The organism is Caulobacter sp. GW821-FHT09B11 (assembly GCF_059418205.1).
In genome coordinates, this window is record NZ_JBWKPK010000024.1 from 45,421 (window position 1) to 60,439 (window position 15,019).

At 68.2% G+C, this 15,019-nt stretch carries 12 protein-coding genes and 1 tRNA gene; 5 read left to right on the plus strand and 8 right to left on the minus strand.

The genetic code is table 11. The annotated features are described in order from the left end of the window. Positions 1-26: 26 nt before the first annotated feature. Positions 27-103 (plus strand) — tRNA-Met (locus tag AC07N1_RS17770). Positions 104-274: 171 nt separating this feature from the next. Here AC07N1_RS17770 and AC07N1_RS17775 read toward each other — a convergent pair. From AC07N1_RS17775 to AC07N1_RS17785, 3 genes are all read right to left on the minus strand, one after another. Beyond that, positions 275-2,824: a hypothetical protein gene (locus tag AC07N1_RS17775; RefSeq protein WP_494672990.1), complete on the minus strand. Its 2,550-nt coding sequence runs from the start codon at positions 2,822-2,824 to the stop codon at positions 275-277. A gap of 86 nt (positions 2,825-2,910) precedes the next feature. Continuing rightward, entirely contained in the window at positions 2,911-3,297 is a 387-nt protein-coding gene (locus tag AC07N1_RS17780) for a helix-turn-helix domain-containing protein (RefSeq protein ID WP_494672991.1), read from the minus strand. Between the two features lie 121 nt (positions 3,298-3,418). After that, positions 3,419-4,321, minus strand: coding sequence for a PAS domain-containing protein (locus AC07N1_RS17785; RefSeq protein WP_494672992.1), 903 nt, complete (start codon positions 4,319-4,321; stop codon positions 3,419-3,421). A 294-nt stretch (positions 4,322-4,615) separates the two neighbouring features. Here AC07N1_RS17785 and AC07N1_RS17790 point away from each other — a divergent pair, with 294 nt between their 5' ends. The 4 genes from AC07N1_RS17790 (at position 4,616) to AC07N1_RS17805 (ending at position 7,510) form a co-directional block, all read left to right on the plus strand. Continuing rightward, on the plus strand, positions 4,616-5,041 hold the full coding sequence (locus AC07N1_RS17790; RefSeq protein ID WP_494672993.1) for a TadE/TadG family type IV pilus assembly protein: 426 nt from the start codon (positions 4,616-4,618) through the stop codon (positions 5,039-5,041). Beyond that, positions 5,041-6,708 carry a pilus assembly protein TadG-related protein gene (locus AC07N1_RS17795; RefSeq protein ID WP_494672994.1) on the plus strand — a complete coding sequence of 556 codons (1,668 nt, stop codon included), beginning with the start codon at positions 5,041-5,043 and terminating at the stop codon, positions 6,706-6,708. The genes AC07N1_RS17790 and AC07N1_RS17795 overlap by 1 nt, the downstream gene beginning before the upstream one ends. Positions 6,709-6,749: 41 nt before the next feature. Beyond that, the gene (locus AC07N1_RS17800; protein ID WP_494672995.1) at positions 6,750-7,073 is read left to right on the plus strand and encodes a hypothetical protein; all 324 of its coding nucleotides are present in this window, start codon (positions 6,750-6,752) and stop codon (positions 7,071-7,073) included. An 83-nt stretch (positions 7,074-7,156) separates the two neighbouring features. After that, on the plus strand, positions 7,157-7,510 hold the full coding sequence (locus AC07N1_RS17805; protein ID WP_494672996.1) for a PilZ domain-containing protein: 354 nt from the start codon (positions 7,157-7,159) through the stop codon (positions 7,508-7,510). A 97-nt stretch (positions 7,511-7,607) separates the two neighbouring features. Here the strand turns inward: AC07N1_RS17805 and AC07N1_RS17810 are convergent, their stop codons facing one another. The 5 genes from AC07N1_RS17810 to AC07N1_RS17830 all read right to left on the minus strand — a co-directional run bounded on the left by AC07N1_RS17810 (position 7,608) and on the right by AC07N1_RS17830 (position 14,791). Next, on the minus strand, positions 7,608-8,039 hold the full coding sequence (locus AC07N1_RS17810; RefSeq protein WP_110119520.1) for a helix-turn-helix domain-containing protein: 432 nt from the start codon (positions 8,037-8,039) through the stop codon (positions 7,608-7,610). Positions 8,040-8,150: 111 nt separating this feature from the next. Beyond that, positions 8,151-8,972 carry an acyl-homoserine-lactone synthase gene (locus tag AC07N1_RS17815; protein WP_494672997.1) on the minus strand — a complete coding sequence of 274 codons (822 nt, stop codon included), beginning with the start codon at positions 8,970-8,972 and terminating at the stop codon, positions 8,151-8,153. Positions 8,973-9,237: 265 nt separating this feature from the next. Next, entirely contained in the window at positions 9,238-9,966 is a 729-nt protein-coding gene (locus AC07N1_RS17820; RefSeq protein WP_494672998.1) for a helix-turn-helix transcriptional regulator, read from the minus strand. 167 nt (positions 9,967-10,133) lie between these two features. Next, complete coding sequence (locus AC07N1_RS17825) at positions 10,134-11,657, minus strand: ATP-binding response regulator (RefSeq protein ID WP_494672999.1); 1,524 nt, start codon at positions 11,655-11,657, stop codon at positions 10,134-10,136. Positions 11,658-11,800: 143 nt separating this feature from the next. Next, the gene (locus tag AC07N1_RS17830) at positions 11,801-14,791 is read right to left on the minus strand and encodes a TonB-dependent receptor (protein WP_494673000.1); all 2,991 of its coding nucleotides are present in this window, start codon (positions 14,789-14,791) and stop codon (positions 11,801-11,803) included. Between the last annotated feature and the right edge of the window lie 228 nt (positions 14,792-15,019).

Consider the following 15,019-nt stretch of genomic DNA (forward strand, 5'->3'; position numbering starts at 1 on the left):
CGCTTATAAGCCCGCTCCGCTTCGGCGGCTGGGTAGCTCAGATGGTTAGAGCGGTGGATTCATAACCCACAGGTCGGCGGTTCGATCCCGCCCCCAGCCACCAACGGTTCCTCCCGACAAGCTGTTGAACCTGCTCCGCTTCCCGAATGGCTGCGGCGCTACTGCCGTGGCCGTCAGACTGGTGTCGGGGCGGCCCGTTAGACTCCCATTCCTCATAAGTCCCGAAATCTGATCGAGACGAGGCGGCCAAGAATGCTTGGCCGGCACGCATGGTCTAAGGCGTCGCCACCGCCGGCGTCCGCGGCTCGGGCGCTCCGCCCAGGGCCTGGCGGGCCGCGCGGGCGATCGCCGCGTCGAGCGAGGCCTGGCAGGGGATCGGCTGGTCGAGGATCTTGCGGCAGGCGCTCTGTCGTCCCTCGGCGATCGCCGCGCCGCCGGCCGCCTTGCGCATATAGGCCTTGGCGCAGCCCGACAGGGCCCAGTCCATGGGCGGCTCGAAGGGCCGATCGCCCGTCTGCCTGCACAGCAGGATCGGCTCGTAATGCGCCAGCGGCGTCGAGGCGTGGAGGGTCGGGTTGAGGTCCCTGGGATCTCCCGACGCCTCAAGCTTGAGCTCCCGCTGCAGGTGCCCGGCGTGGGACGAGCGGCTGCTGAACAGGGCCGCCAGCGGCGCGCCCAGCTCGTTCAGGAAGCTGTTGGACCGGGGTTCGTCCTCGGGCGCGGCGGCGCTGGCCAGGGCTTCCTCGGTGCGCTCGCGATAGCCGATATAGACGAACACGATGCGCAGCTTGTCGCCGCGCTTCTGCGCCACGGTCCGCAGCGCGGGCGCCAGTTCCCGCAGGACCTCGACCCCCGCCGCTTCGAAATAGCCGCCGTCGACGATGTGGCCCGAGCCGGTTCCGTCCTTGCGGGTCAGCGTGCCGGCGGGGCTGATCCAGGGGAAGCGCGCGCCGTTGTGGATGGCGGTCGAGACCGGCACGTCGCGATCGACCACGTTGTAGAAGTCGTCGGCGTCGATCTCCCACGGATCGAAGCGCAGGCGGCTGGTGAGGATCCTCCGGCCCGTCTCCTGGCTCGCGCCGTTGATGATGACGAGCGGCCGCCAGACGCCTTGCGCGGGGCCGAGCTGGCCGAAGCTCCGGCTCAGGAGGTCGGGATGGGCGCATCCCGGAACGTCCTTGCAGTGCTCGCGCCACCCGGCCTCGAAGGCCAGCTCCAGGCCCTGGGCCCGGTCGGGCAGCAGGGCCACGGGCACGAGGCGTTGCAGCAGGTCCGGGAACAGCATCCCGCCGAAGGTGGGGCTGAGGAAGTCACGGCCGGCGAAGTCGGTGACCGCGCCGCGCAGATCCTTCGGCGGCAGGTTCGGGCGGTCCTGCAGCACCGCCGCATAGCCGACCGCGCCCACGCTGCCGCCCGAGACCGAGCTGATGGCGAAGAGGTTGTGGGCCAGCTTGCCCCCGGTCTTCTCGTGCAGCGAGGCCAGGACCTCGGCGCTCCAGTAGCCGGCCCGCGAGGCGCCGCCCTCCGAGGCGACCAGCACCAGGGTCCGCACGCCGTCGGGTCCGGGCGGCGCCTGCTTCGCCCAGTCCTCGTAGGCCTTTTCCAGCGTCAGCCGCTGGTCCTGGGCGATCTCGTGGTGCGGCGTCGTCGCCGCCCGCCAGCCGACCGGATGGTTGTCGACCCACAGGCCGAAGATCCCCGCCGCGACCAGCAGGAAGGCCAGCACCGGCACGCGGGCGGCGTCGCCGGTCTGGACCAGCACGACCAGCACCGGAATGATGCAGCCGATCCCCAGGAAGGCCACGGCCGGCGCGCCCAGGGTCCAGCCGAAGGCGACGGGGAAGAAGATCGCCCACAGCATCGCGGCCAGGCTGATCAGGAAGCTGGCGACCACCCACAGGCGGCCGATGCGCAGCGGCTCGCGCGGCGGCAGGTCGGGTTCGCGCCTGGCGTTCGCCGAGGCCCTGATGCGCTTGCGGGCGTCGTACTGGGCGATGATCGCCGCGAAGAAGCCCAGGCCGATCAGCACCAGGGCGGCGATCAGTCCGGTGTTGGGCGCGGGGTTCTTCAGCAGCGCCCAGATGACCAGCAGGAACGGCGCGACGCCCAGCAGCCTCGGCGTCCAGCGCAGCAGCCAGTTGGGGGTCCAGGCCGCGCGATCGCGTCCGTAGTTCGACAGGATGATCAGGCGCGGCCAGATCCAGGTCTGCACCGCCAGGAACAGCAGGGTCAGGGCAAAGAAGATCTGGCGCACGGCGGTGTCGCCGGAGAAGTCGCCCTCGGCGACGGTGCGCACGAGGTCTCGCCCCTGCTGGACGAAGACCAGCGCCGCGCCGGCGGCCAGGGTGAGGATGGCGGTCGAGCCGACGCCCTTGGTCTTGTCCAACGTATCGCGCAGCAGCGTCCACTTGCCCGGCAGGCCGTCGTACTGGCTTTGATCGGGCAGGGGCTCGGGGCAGTCGCAGGGCTCGTAGTCGACCTCGATGGCCCCGCCGTTGTTCCAGTTGAATCCTTCGACGTCGTTGGCGAAAAGCTCGATCGTGCCGGCGTGCTCGAAGGTGACAGTCGCGCCCCGGCCGACGGGATAGAGCGTCTCGGGGTGTTCCCGCACGCGGGCGGTGAGCTCGAAGAACGGCCGCCCCTTTGACACCGGGTAGATGTCCAGGATGTCGGCCAGGAAGAAGCGATAGCCGCCCGGCCCCGAAGGCACGACCCAGTCCCACCAGCGGCCGCGGGCCGCGAAGCGCCAGCTTGCGCCGGCGGCGACCTCGCCGATCTCGGCGCCGTCCCGCGCCGAAACCTTCACCGTCTTCGCCTCGCCCATGGCCCCATCCCCCCGGATGCGTCGGATTGGCTACTATGGGTAGAGTAATATATTATAGCAAGCTAAGGCTGTTCGAGCGCCGAAGATCAGGACGTCGCGGCGTCGTCGGCGGCGTAGACCGTGGCCAGCCTGAACAGTTCCGCCCGGACGGCGTCGGGCATGTCGACGGCGGCCTGCATGAACGGGCTGGCGTCGCGCAGGGCCGTGAAGCGGACGATCAGGTTTTCACCGTCGGGTCCGGTGTCGAGGCCGTCGAACAGGGCCGAGATGGGCACGTTGAGCGTGCGGGCCACCTCGACGAGCTTGGAGGCGCTGATCCGGTTCTCGCCGGTCTCGTACTTCTGGACCTGCTGGAAGGTAAGGCCGATCGCCTTGCCCAGCTCTTCTTGAGAAACACCGGCCGCGCGACGATGCGCGCGGATCAGCGCGCCGACATGTGTGTCGACTGGATGTGGAATGGGCGAGCCCGCCATGACGCCGCTTCCGTATACGAAAACCAACGTTTCGGGTTTGCCTTGGGATCGTCAAAAAGACAAGCGCTTACAGCGCATTGGCTGGCGATTGTTCCGTACGGTCAAGTTAGCGGTATAGAGGTCAGGCTGCGATCGCGATCAGCACGCCGTCCGGAACGCCGTCGCGCCGGATCGTCGCCAGTCCCAGCTCCACCGTTCGTTCCGCGCCGTCCTTGACCAGCAGGGTCACCGACAGGCGGGCCGGCGGGTCGCCCTGCAGGGCGTGCTCGACGGCCAGGGTCAGGCCGCGCCGCTCGGCCGGACGCACGATGTCGCTGAGGCGGCAATCGCGCAGCTCGGCCTCCGAGAAGCCGGTCAGGCGCAGGAAGTCGGCGTCCATGCTGGCCAGCACGCCGCGGATGTTGAGCCGGGCGGTCGCCAGGCCCGGCAGCACGGCCAGGGCCGCCTCCAGGGCCATGGCGCGGTCGAGGCGGCCGCGCAGGTCGCGCTCCTCGGTGCGGTTGACGAACAGCGCCGCCACGCCGCCGGGATACGGGAAGACGCGCACGCCGAAGCAGCGGCCGGGCTGCACGGTGGACTCCGACTCGAACTCCAGCATCTCGCCGGTGCGCAGCACGCGGCGGAACTGCTCGCCGATCAGGGCCTGGGACGGCGCGTGGAACACCTCGTTCCAGGCCGCGCCGATCAGCTGGGCGGCGCTCGAGCCCTTCAGGTCCTCGAACACCGGATTGACGGCGGTGATGCGCAGGTCCGGATCGAGGGCCACGAAGGCCTCGTTCATGTGGCCCAGGATCGCCGACCGGGCCGTTTCGGCCGTCTGCAGCGCGGAATCGTTGTCGTAGCCGCCCGGGCCTTCGGTGAGGCCGGCGGCGGCGTAGTGCTCGGCCGAGATCATCACCACCCGTGGACGACCATGGTGCGTGACGATGACGGGCCCCGACAGGGCCACATCCTGCCATTGGCCGAAGTTTCGGCTGATTTCCCCGGCGGTCACCCTGGCCGGTGCGATTTCACGCGACTTCATGTCGCTCCTCCAGATTTGCGTGGAATCCGGACGCTACGCATTCACTGAAGCAAACTCTCGGAATGGTTGGTCAGTTGCGCGCTAAAGTTACCGGTGGCTGAGTACGGGGGCAACGCGGTCTGGGGGGCGGCAGAACGTCGCACGGGTCGCCGGTTCCATGTCCGCGAACCTCGCAAAATCCGGATTACCCGTACGAACGGGGAGACAGCCAAGGTCGAACTAATCTGGCTTCACAACCCAAAGGGTGTTTGTCCCAGACGGGCCAAGCGGGCCTGACGGGTACGGGAGGCGTAGATGAGGAAGCCGCGTTCGATCCGAAAGTTCGCCGCCGACCAGCAAGGCACGGCCCTGGTGGAATTCGCGCTCGTGTGCCCGGTGCTGATCGCGATGGTGATCGGCATGGTCGGCTGGGGCTCCTACTTCTGGATGGCCCACTCGGTCCAGCAGGTCGCCAACGACGCCGCCCGGGCGGCGGTGGCGGGTCTCAACACCGCCGAGCGGACCCAGCTGGCCAAGGCCTCGGCCGCCGAGGGCGTCTCCGACTACGCCGGCCTCGACCCCGCGCGGCTGACCACCAAGGTCACCGATCGCGGCGACCGGGCCGTGATCTCGGTTTCCTACGACGCCTCCAACACCGTGGCCTTCGCCTTCGCCAAGATCGCTCCCATGCCGTCCAGCCTGATCACCCGTCAGGCGGCGGTCCGCCTGGGAGGGTACTGATGGTGCGCCGTTTCCTTTCCGATCGCGCCTTTCTTTCCAACAACCAGGGGGGCGTGGCGATCATCGCCGCCGCGGCCCTGACCGGCGGCGTCGGCCTGGCCGCGCTGGCCGTCGACCTGGGCTCGGTCTATCTGCAGTCGCGGCGCCTGCAGGGCGTGGCCGACCTGGCGGCCCTGGCCGCGGCGGCCGACCTGGATCGCGCCGACCGCGCCGCCAGCGCGACGGTCGAGGTCAATCCGGTGGGCGGAACCGTCGCCGTGCAGGTCGCCAAGGGGCGCTACGATTCCCAGAAGGCGGCCGGCACGCAACGCTTCCAGAGCGGCGCGACCACGCCCGACGCCGCCCGCGTGACCGTGCAGGGCCAGGCCGACCTCTTTTTCGGCCAGGCGCTGCTGGGCCGCTCGACCGTTCCCATCCGCCGCGAGGCCACGGCCGCCCGCGCCGACCTCGCCAGCTTCTCGATCGGCACGCGCCTGGCCAGCGTCGACGGCGGCGTCGCCAACGCCCTGCTGACCGGCCTGACCGGCAGCTCGGTGAGCCTGTCGGTCATGGACTATCAGGCCCTCGCCAGCGCAGACGTCGAGCTGTTCGGCTATCTCAACGCGCTCAACACCAAGCTCGGGATCAAGGCGGCCAGCTACAACGACCTGCTGGCGACCGACGTGAAGACGAGCAAGGCCCTGTCGGTGCTGTCCGACGTGCTGTCGGCGGCGGGCCAGACCCGCGCCTCGGCGGCGGCCAAGGTGCTGTCCTCGGCCACCAACGCCAACCAGAGCATCAAGCTCAGCGCGCTGATCGACGCCGGCCCCTACGCCCGCCAGGACCGCGTGGTCGGCGGGGCGGGCGCGGCGGTCGGCATCGACGCCATGCAGCTGGCCGACGCCATGCTGATGCTGAGCAACGGCTCGCGGCAGGTGCAGCTCGACCTGGGGACCGCCATCCCCGGCCTCGCCGACGTCGACGCCTGGCTGGCCATTGGCGAGCCCATGAACAACGCGCCGTTCCTGACCGTCACCCAGGACAAGTCGGTGGTCATCCGCACCGTCCAGACGCGGCTCTATGTCGAGGCCAAGCTGCTCGGCTCTGGCAGCCTGCTGGGCGGCGCGGCCCAGATCAAGGTGCCGCTGATGGTCGAGCTGGCCTCGGGCGAGGCCAAGCTGGCGGCCCTGGACTGCACGGCCCGCACCACCACCCTGGCGGTCAAGCCCAGCGTCGGCTCGCTGACCATCGGCCAGGTCGACACCAGCAAGCTGTCGAACTTCAAGCAGGCGCTGACCCCGACCAAGGGCCGCATCGTCCAGGCCCCGCTGTTCACGGTGGACGGCTCGTCGAAGGTGGATCTGGGCGGCGGCTCGTTCCGCAACGTCGTATTCAGCAGCGCCGACGTGAAGGCCGGCACGGTCAAGAAGGTGAAGACCAACGACCTGGTCGGCACGACCGTCGCCACCCTGATCACCGGCCTGACGCTGGACGTCAATCTGCTGGGCATCCAGCTGGGCCTGGGCAAGTCGGCGGTGCTGACGGCCCTGACGCCGGTGCTCGCGGCCGCGGCCGCCCCCCTCGACCAGGTGATCAACAGCCTGACCGGCATGCTCGGCGTCGGCGTGGGCGAGGCCGACGTTCGCACCAACGGCATGCGCTGCGGCGTCCCGGCCCTCGTGGCCTGATCCTTCTTCAACCCCCAAGGCAGGAAAGCGTGAGTTCAGTCATGTCCAGGCAGTCGGTTCCGTTGCAGCAGTGGCCAGGTCTCGGGGACGCCTCCGAGGATCTTCCGACCGGTCCGTTCGGCCGGCGCGGGGTGTCGGCGGCCGAGTTGGCCGGGCCCTCGCTGCTGCACTCCGATTTCCAGCCGCCCAGCATCCGCGCCCGCCTGCACGTGCTGTGCGCGCTCTACGCCCATACCCCGTCGCCCGACCGGCGGCTGGCGCTGCTGGACAGCCTGGAAGGCCAGGTTCTGGAGCTGGCGCACCTGATGGCCATCGACCTGCTGAGCAACGGCTGGCGGCCGGACGCGAGCCGCGACGCGGCCTGATCCGAATGGCCAAGCTTTAGGTAAACATCGGAAAAACCTTCGGAACAGACGGCCGATTAACCGCGCCGTGCGTTCCTTGAGGCATGTCGATATTCGATTCACGTTCGGGGGCTGACCGGCGTACCTCGCCGCGCCTGTCCACGAACAGGTCGGGCAAGGTGCTGTGCGGCGCCTTCGCCTGGGACTGCGTGATCAAGGACATGTCGGACGGCGGCGCCCGGGTGCAGATGCTGTCCGGCTCGACCCCGCCGGCGAGCGCCCAGCTGGTCGACCTGGTCGGCGGCTTCGCCCACGACGCCAAGGTGGCCTGGCGCAAGGACCGCGAGATCGGCCTGACCTTCCTGCGCAGCCACGACCTGCGCGGCCTGGCGCCGGCCGGCGCCCAGACGGCCAAGCGCATCTGGCTGGCGGCCCAGAGCCGCGCCAACGCCGGCTGAGCCAGGAACCTGGGACAGGGACGGGGACAGGGACAAAGAAAAAGCCTCGCCTGGGGGGAGGCGAGGCTCTTCTAAGCGTACTCGGTGATCGCTGAGATCAGGCGTCGGCCCGGGCGGCTTCCTCGGCCATGGCGCGGACGAGATCCAGCACCTGGCGGCGAACGCGGCCGCGGTTGATCTTCGGGAACACCTCGGCCAGTTCCAGGCCTTCCGGCGTGGTCAGGAATTCCTGAACGACGCGTTCGGCGTGGTGACCGACTTCGTCCTCTTCGGCGCCGTTCATCGGATCGGCCAGGCCGTCGAAGAAGAAGGACACCGGCACCTGCAGGGTGCGGGCGATTTCATACAGTTTCGAGGCGCTGACGCGGTTGGCGCCACGCTCGTACTTCTGGACCTGCTGGAACGTCAGGCCCAGGGAATCGGCCAGCTGCTCCTGGCTAACGCCCAGAAGCTTGCGACGCATACGGACTCGACCGCCGACGTGCAGATCGACCGGGTTGGGTCGCCGGCCTTCGGTTTCTTCACTCAACTTTTTCGCCTCCAACGGTTGTTTGTGTAAAATGACACGACCGGGGCGTCGGCGAAAGTCGAGCTAGGCCAGGTGCGGCGCTACGTCGCTGAGGTGGAGCTTACGGCTCCCCTAAGCGTTAAGCTGAAACTCCGATTTCTGACCGCGATCGCTCCAGATCCGCCGAGCTTGGCCGCTTGCGTCGTGCAGGCGGAAAAGCGCTTCTGCGGAAAGGGTTTCGTCACGCTCCGAACCCGGAAGAATCTGAGGCGTCATCGCCCGCAGCACCTGGCGCTGCACGGCGACCAGATCACCGAAGGCCCGCAGGTCAAGTTCGTCGACGTGATAGCCCACGGTCGATTCGATGGCGATCGATTCGCGAACTCGCTGAAGCAATTCTCGCGACAGGAGAATTTCCGATCCGGCGACCACCCCGTACTCGTAGGCGCGGGGCAGGCCGACCAGCCGGGTGTCGATCGGCGAGTTCATGATTCCGGGGTAAAGCGCCATGTCGATCATGCCGACGAAGCGCTCGACCTTGTTGATCAGCGCCAGTTCCATGGCGGCGGCCCAGGCCTCGAACACCCGGGTTCCGCGACCGGGACCCTTCTTGGCGCGATAGGCCTCGGTGGTGAACAGGCGGCTGGCCTCCCACACCCCGGCGCCCTTCTTGGGCGTTTCGCCCGGAGCGATCAGGTGCGGGAACTTGTCGGCCAGCATGCAGCGGTCGTCGGTGGGCCGCAGGCGCAGGCCGACCTCGAGCTGCATGTCGTCGTCGAAGCCCAGCAGATAGATGGCGCGGGCGTCGTCGTAGTCGTCGACTTCGCCGCCGTCGAGCACGACCAGGTCGACCCAGCCGTTCTTCTCGACGCACTGCTTGCGACGTTCTTCGTGCATGGCCCAGAGTTGGGGCCCGTAGAGGTGGCGGTTTTCGCAGGTGACGATGTGGATCATGGCGATGCTGTCCCCCGTTCTGGACAGCTCGCATTAGGCAGTGTGATCCGCCCAATCACCGATAGGCCAAACGGCCTATGCGCGCGCCGCCTCAGTCCGTGCGCCATTTCCAAATTTTAAAGGGAATTGGTCTGTGCGCTGGCGCACAACACAGCAGGAATGGGCGTTCCGCGCAGGCGCAAAACGACTATTTCGAAGACCTAACAGATCATCGGGCCATATTCAAGGTTGTGGAATCTCGCGTATCGACGTTACGCGTGCAGGGTCAGCTGGCCTTCAGCAGGCCCAGTTCGCCGGCCTTCATCACCGCTTCCTGCCGCTTGACCACGCCCAGGCGCTTCTTGGCCGCCTCGATGTGATGGTGGACGGTGCGGGGGGAGAGCTCGAGGATCGCGCCGATCTCCCAGTCGGTCTTGCCGCGGCTGGCCCAATAGAGGCACTGGGCCTGGCGCTCGGAGATCACCCCGTAGTCGGGATTGTCGTCCTGCAGTTCCCAGTGCTTGAGCATGATGGTGCCGAACACCGTGGCCAGGCTTTCGACCACGGCGCGGGCGGCCGGATCGGTGTCGGGCGCGGCGGTGGCCATGCGGATCAGCACTTCGTGGCCGGCCGGGCCGAACACCCGCACCACATAGCCGTCGTTCATGCCGAACTCGGAGGCCTCGCCCCACATGGCGTGGGCGCGCTGGTCGCCCAGCGGCTTGGCGTCGGTCCAGGAAAACGACTTGCTCGATTTCAGCAGCAGCTTCACACACGGGTCGTGGACCACGTAGCGTTCGCCCCAGTAGCGGCTGTCCCAGGCCTCGAAGTCCTGGCGCGACAGGGCCGGGGGCTCCTTGCCGTAGCGCTCGGCGTTGATCAGGGTGGCGGCGAAGCGCTCGTAGCCGAAGGCCGCCAGGGCGCGGCCGAAATGCTCTTCGACCTCGGCCGGCGCGCCGTAGTGCGGCGCCTTGCTCAGGAAATCCCAAGCCTGCTGTTCGGCCGAATTCAACACGACGCTCTCGCCTCCCGCTCGATCATCAACTTAAGGCTACTTTTGCGCGTAGGCCAGTAGCGGCGTCGATGTGTCGCGGGCTCTACTCAAGTCAGATCTTGAGTCAACTTGCGGTATTTTATCGTTCGCGGAGGTTGCGTGGCCGGTTTCTTGACCGACCGGAAGGATCAGGCCGCTTCCTGCTCGTCCTCGCCGCCCAGCAGGGCGCTCAGCACCACGGCCAGGCGCTCGGGCTTGATCGGCTTTTCAACCACGTCCTGCATGCCGGCCGCCAGATAGACGGCGACGTCCTCGGGACCGGCGTTGGCGGTCAGGGCCACGATCGGGGCCGCGCTGGCCGGGCCGGGCAGTTCGCGGATGGCGCGGGTGGCGGCCACGCCGTCCATGCGCGGCATCTTGATGTCCATCAGGATCAGGTCGAACCGGCCGGTGCGGGCCGCCTCGACCGCCTCGACGCCGTCGACCACCTGCTCGGAGGTGCAGTCGAACATCTCGCACAGCGCCTCGGCGACCATGCGGTTGGTGGCGTTGTCGTCGACGATCAGGATGTGGGCGGGGCGGGCCGAGACGGTCACTTCCTCGGCGTCGTCGAACAGCGCCTCGGCGACCGGGGCGGTAAGGGCGAAGCGCAGGGTCAGGCCGGCGCCGCGGTTGGGCTCGGCGCGCACCTGGCCGCCCATCTCGCGCAGCACGCGGTGGGCCAGGGCCATGCCGACGCCCAGGGCCATCTCGGCGCGGTCGTCCATCCGGCCTTCGCCGAGCGGGTCGAACACGCGGGCCAGACGCTCTTCGGCGGTGACGGCGGCGGCGTTGTCGCGCACGTCGCCTTCCAGGCGCAGGCGGTCGCCGTCGAGGCGGGCCCGCAGGCTGGCCTCGATCACGCCGCGCCCGTGAGCCAGGGCGCCGTCGATCAGGGCGTCGAACACCTGCAGCAGGCGCGAGGGGTCGATCAGGGCGGCGGCCTCGGGCTCGCCGTCATAGGAGAACAGCAGGGTCGAGCCGCCTTCGGCCGCGCGCGGCGCCCAGCGGGCCTCGACGGCGTCGGCCAGGTCGCGCAGGCGGGTCGGCTCGGGCGACAGGGCCAGGCCCCCGGTGGCGGCGCGGTGCAGGTCCATGGCGCGGCCGAGGATGTCGCTCATGTCGCGGCTGGTGTCGCTGATGGCGCGCACGCAGGCGGCGGCGTCGGGCGCCAGGCGCTGGTGCTCCAGCCGGTCGGTGAAGGCCTGGACGCCGTCCAGGTGCAGGCCGATGTCGTACGCCATGCGCTCGACCAGGCCCATCGCCTCGCGGGCTTCGCGCTGCTTGCGGCGATGCGAGGCCAGCAGCGAGGCCAGGCCTCCGACGCCGACATAGTCGCCGTGCTCGTCGGTGGCGACGAAGGCGGTGCGGAAGACGGGGGTGGCGCTCTGGGCCAGGGCGTCGACGAAGACGCCGGGGTCCATGGACACGCGGACGCTGCGCGGCTCGGGGTCCATGACCTCCGAGATCGGGCGATCGTTCAGATGTTCGGCGGCGACCAGCATCTGGCCGACGAAGACGTCGCGATAGACCAGGCCGATCGGCGTGCGGCCCCGCGTGACCGCCAGGGCCGCCAGGCGCGGTTCGCTCGCGAAGATCTCCAGCACCGTCCGGCAGGACGTCTGGGGATCGACCGGTTCGCGGCGATCGATGAGGCGGGCGAGCGTTTCCATGCGGCCGGGGGCTGGACGACGTTGAGTTCACAGCTTGGACGACTTGGCCTTGCAGAGTCGTTAAGTCACAGGCCTGAAAGCAGCGGGGGCGGCGGATTTACATCCGCCGCCCCCGATTTTTCAACGAACCCGGTTTTGCCAGGTCACCAGGTCTTGGTGATGCTGATCCCGTAGAGGCGGGGCTCCAGCGTATAGACGTTGGTGAACAGGCCCGAGGTGTCGTCGGTGGTGTAGGCGTCGGTGATCGGCGTGTCGTTGAGCAGGTTCTTGACGTAGGCGTCGAACGACAGGCCCAGCTCCGGCTTTTCGATCTTGAGCGTCAGGTTGACGTTCTCCCACGACTTCAGCCGGTCGTACTCGGTGTTGTAGATGCGGGCGTACTGCTCGCTCTGGCGATAGTAGTCGCCGCGCAGGGTGGCGGCCCAACCCGAAGGCAGATCCCAGGTGTACTGGGCGCCCAGCGACAGGGTCCAGTGCGGCGAGTTGGGCAGCTCGTTGCCCGACAGGTCGGCCGCCCGGCCGTCGATCGAGGCCCCGGCGGCGTAGTTGTAGAGGCCGGTGCCGTTGGCGATCGTGTTGGCGGTCAGCGCCACCGTGACCAGGCCGGTGGCCTGGGGGGCGGTGAAGCCGTTCGACATCAGGGCGCCGACCAGGGTGCTGGCCCCGGCCGCCGGGCCGCCGGCCGCCGCCAGTATGGTCTGGACGGCCGTGGCCTGGGCCGCGGTCAGGCCTGCGCCGCCGCTGGTGGTGGCCAGGGTCAGCAGAGTGTTGGTCAGGTTGCTGTAGTAGCTGCTGGCGCCGGTGCCCGGGCCCGCGCAGGCCAGCGGCAGGGTGCCGCCGAGGCCGGCGCCGAGCACGGTCGCCACGCCCGCGGTGGTCAGCACGCAGTTGCTGCCCAGGGCCGCGGTCGGCCGGGCGGCCTTGACCAGGGTCAGGGCCGCGTCGCCCTGGGTGCGGTTCATGGTGTCGATCGAGGTGACGCCGTCGGAGATCTCGGTGTTCAGATAGCCGATGTTGGCGTTCAGGCGCAGGCCGCGCATCGGCTGCCACAGGGTCTCCAGCTCCACGCCCCAGACCTTGGCGTCGATGTTCTCGTTCACCGAGGTGCGGTTGACGATCTTCGAGATCTGGTAGCCCTGGTAGTCGTAGTAGAAGCCGGTGGCGTTCAGCAGCAGGCTGCCGCCCAGCAGGGTGTTCTTGGCCCCGACCTCGAAGGCGTTGACGAATTCCGGCTGGTAGGTCGCCGCCACGCCGGCCAGGCCGATGGCCCCCGGCGGGTTGGCGCCGCCGCCCTTGTAGCCCTTGGAATAGAAGGCGTAGAGCAGGCTTTCGTCGGTGAACGGCAGGTTGGCCTTGTAGTCGAAGCCCAGGCGCCCGGTCAGTTCCTTGAAGTCGGAATACTGCGCCGCCGGCGTGCCCTGGGTTAGGCCGTAGCCCGTGGTCAGCAGGGTGGTCGGATAGTAGTCGGACTTCTTCTTGTCCTGGGTCTGGCGCAGGCCCAGCGTGAACTTCAGGTCCTCGTTGGCCTGCCAGTAGACCTCGCCGAACAGGGCGGTCGCGCGCAGGTGATAGGGGGTGTGGTTGTCATAGTAGTTGTGGCCCGCGCCGGTCGGCGTGGCCGAGGTGTCGATGCCGATGCAGTTGGCCGTCGTGGCCGGGTTGCAGGTCGGGTTGCCGGTGTTCTGGAAGTTCAGCGCCAGGGCCGAGATCGTCAGGCCGTTGCTGACCACGAAGTAGTCGGTGGTGCCCTGGTAGTCGAAATAGATGCCGCCGACATTGAAGTTGATCGGCCCGTCGAAGGCCGACTGCAGGCGGAATTCCTGGCTCAGCTGCTTCGATGTCGACGACGAGATGTCGTAGGTCAGGAAGGTGTTGGACGTGCCGGTCTGCGGATCGGCGAAGTTGCCGCCCGGGGTCAGGGCCGTGCTGTTGAACGTGCCCGGCGAGATGTTCCGGAAGTAGTCCTGCTTCGAATAGATGTCGTTGTTGCTGAGCGAGGTCAGCGAGGTGAAGGTCAGGGCGTCGGTGATGTCGTACGAGAAGTTGAACTGGTAGACGTCCGAGCTCGACTTGTAGATCGGGTCGAAGCGCGTCTCGATCTCGCGCAGGTCCTTGGTCACCGTGTCGCCGGCGTTGAGATCGCCGCTCGTGAAGCCGACCAGGTTGCCCAGAACGCCGTACAGCGTGCCTGACGTGTTGACCGTGCCGTAGGCGGCGTCGTTGTAGAGGCTGGCCGAGGCGCAGCCCTGCGTCAGGTATCGTCGGGACGTGCCGGTGGCGACGCCGCCGACCGTGGCCGGGCCGTCGTCCTTGGTGCAGAGCTGCTTGCCGATGCGGGCGCGGTTGTCGTCCTCTTCGAAGTGCTCCCAGGTCAGGTTGACGCGCAGGCGCTCGTTCGGGGTCACCTGCAGGCTGACGCGGCTGGACCACAGGTCACGGTCGTCGACCTTGTGGCCGTTGAAGGTGTTGGTGACGAAGCCGTCGCGCTTGACCGAGGCGGCGGCGATGCGCAGCGCCATCTTCTCTTCGACGATCGGCAGGTTGACCATGCCGCGCAGCTTGGTCGTGCCGTAGTTGCCGTATTCGGCCCGGCCCATGACCTCGAACTGGTCGGACGGCTTGGCGGTGATGATGTTGACGACGCCGCCGGTGGCGTTGCGGCCGTACAGCGTGCCCTGCGGGCCGCGCAGCACTTCCACCCGCTCGACGTCGTAGAACTCGGCCTCGAACAGGTTGGAGGCCTGAAGGGGCGCGTTGTTGACGTGCACGCCGACGCCGTTGTCGGCCGAGACGCCGACGCCCTTGGAGCCGATGCCGCGGATCTGGAAGTTGAAGGTGTTGGTGAAGTTGCTCTTGCCGAAGCTGACGTTCGGGATCGCCTGCTGCAGGTTGGGGCCGCCGTCGATCTTCTGGACTTCCAGGCTGTCCTGGCTGAAGGCCGAGACCGCGATCGGCACGTCCTGGAGGGCTTCCTCCTTCTTCTGGGCGGTGACGACCAGTTCCTCGATCACGTTGTCCTGGGCCGGTTTGGCCGGGACCTGAGTCTGGGCGAAGGCCGGTGCGGCCACGGCGGCCAGCACGGCGGCGGAAGCGCTCATGGCCAACAGGCCGCGCAAGCGCAGGGTCTGCGTCATTCGAAATCCCTCCCTGGACGCGATGACGCCTTGTTGGCGGCCCCTATCCGCGTCCTGTTGTTTCCTCGTCGCCGCACGTTTTCATTGTCGTATCTCCTTTGCGGAGATCGGCGAGCAGGTGTCCGGCAGACCTGCTTCGGCATTGCAGGATTGCATACTTGCGTTCTTTGGCTGTCAACTGCCGCGCCGATAAGTAAACGGCGATAGGTTACGGCTTTTCACTTGACG

Coding starts and splice junctions, on each gene's coding strand:
- AC07N1_RS17775 (WP_494672990.1), bottom strand. CDS start 2,824: ATGGGCGAGGCGAAGACGGTGAAGGTTTCGGCGCGGGACGGCGCCGAG.
- AC07N1_RS17780 (WP_494672991.1), bottom strand. CDS start 3,297: ATGGCGGGCTCGCCCATTCCACATCCAGTCGACACACATGTCGGCGCG.
- AC07N1_RS17785 (WP_494672992.1), bottom strand. CDS start 4,321: ATGAAGTCGCGTGAAATCGCACCGGCCAGGGTGACCGCCGGGGAAATC.
- AC07N1_RS17790 (WP_494672993.1), top strand. CDS start 4,616: ATGAGGAAGCCGCGTTCGATCCGAAAGTTCGCCGCCGACCAGCAAGGC.
- AC07N1_RS17795 (WP_494672994.1), top strand. CDS start 5,041: ATGGTGCGCCGTTTCCTTTCCGATCGCGCCTTTCTTTCCAACAACCAG.
- AC07N1_RS17800 (WP_494672995.1), top strand. CDS start 6,750: ATGTCCAGGCAGTCGGTTCCGTTGCAGCAGTGGCCAGGTCTCGGGGAC.
- AC07N1_RS17805 (WP_494672996.1), top strand. CDS start 7,157: ATGTCGATATTCGATTCACGTTCGGGGGCTGACCGGCGTACCTCGCCG.
- AC07N1_RS17815 (WP_494672997.1), bottom strand. CDS start 8,972: ATGATCCACATCGTCACCTGCGAAAACCGCCACCTCTACGGGCCCCAA.
- AC07N1_RS17825 (WP_494672999.1), bottom strand. CDS start 11,657: ATGGAAACGCTCGCCCGCCTCATCGATCGCCGCGAACCGGTCGATCCC.
- AC07N1_RS17830 (WP_494673000.1), bottom strand. CDS start 14,791: ATGACGCAGACCCTGCGCTTGCGCGGCCTGTTGGCCATGAGCGCTTCC.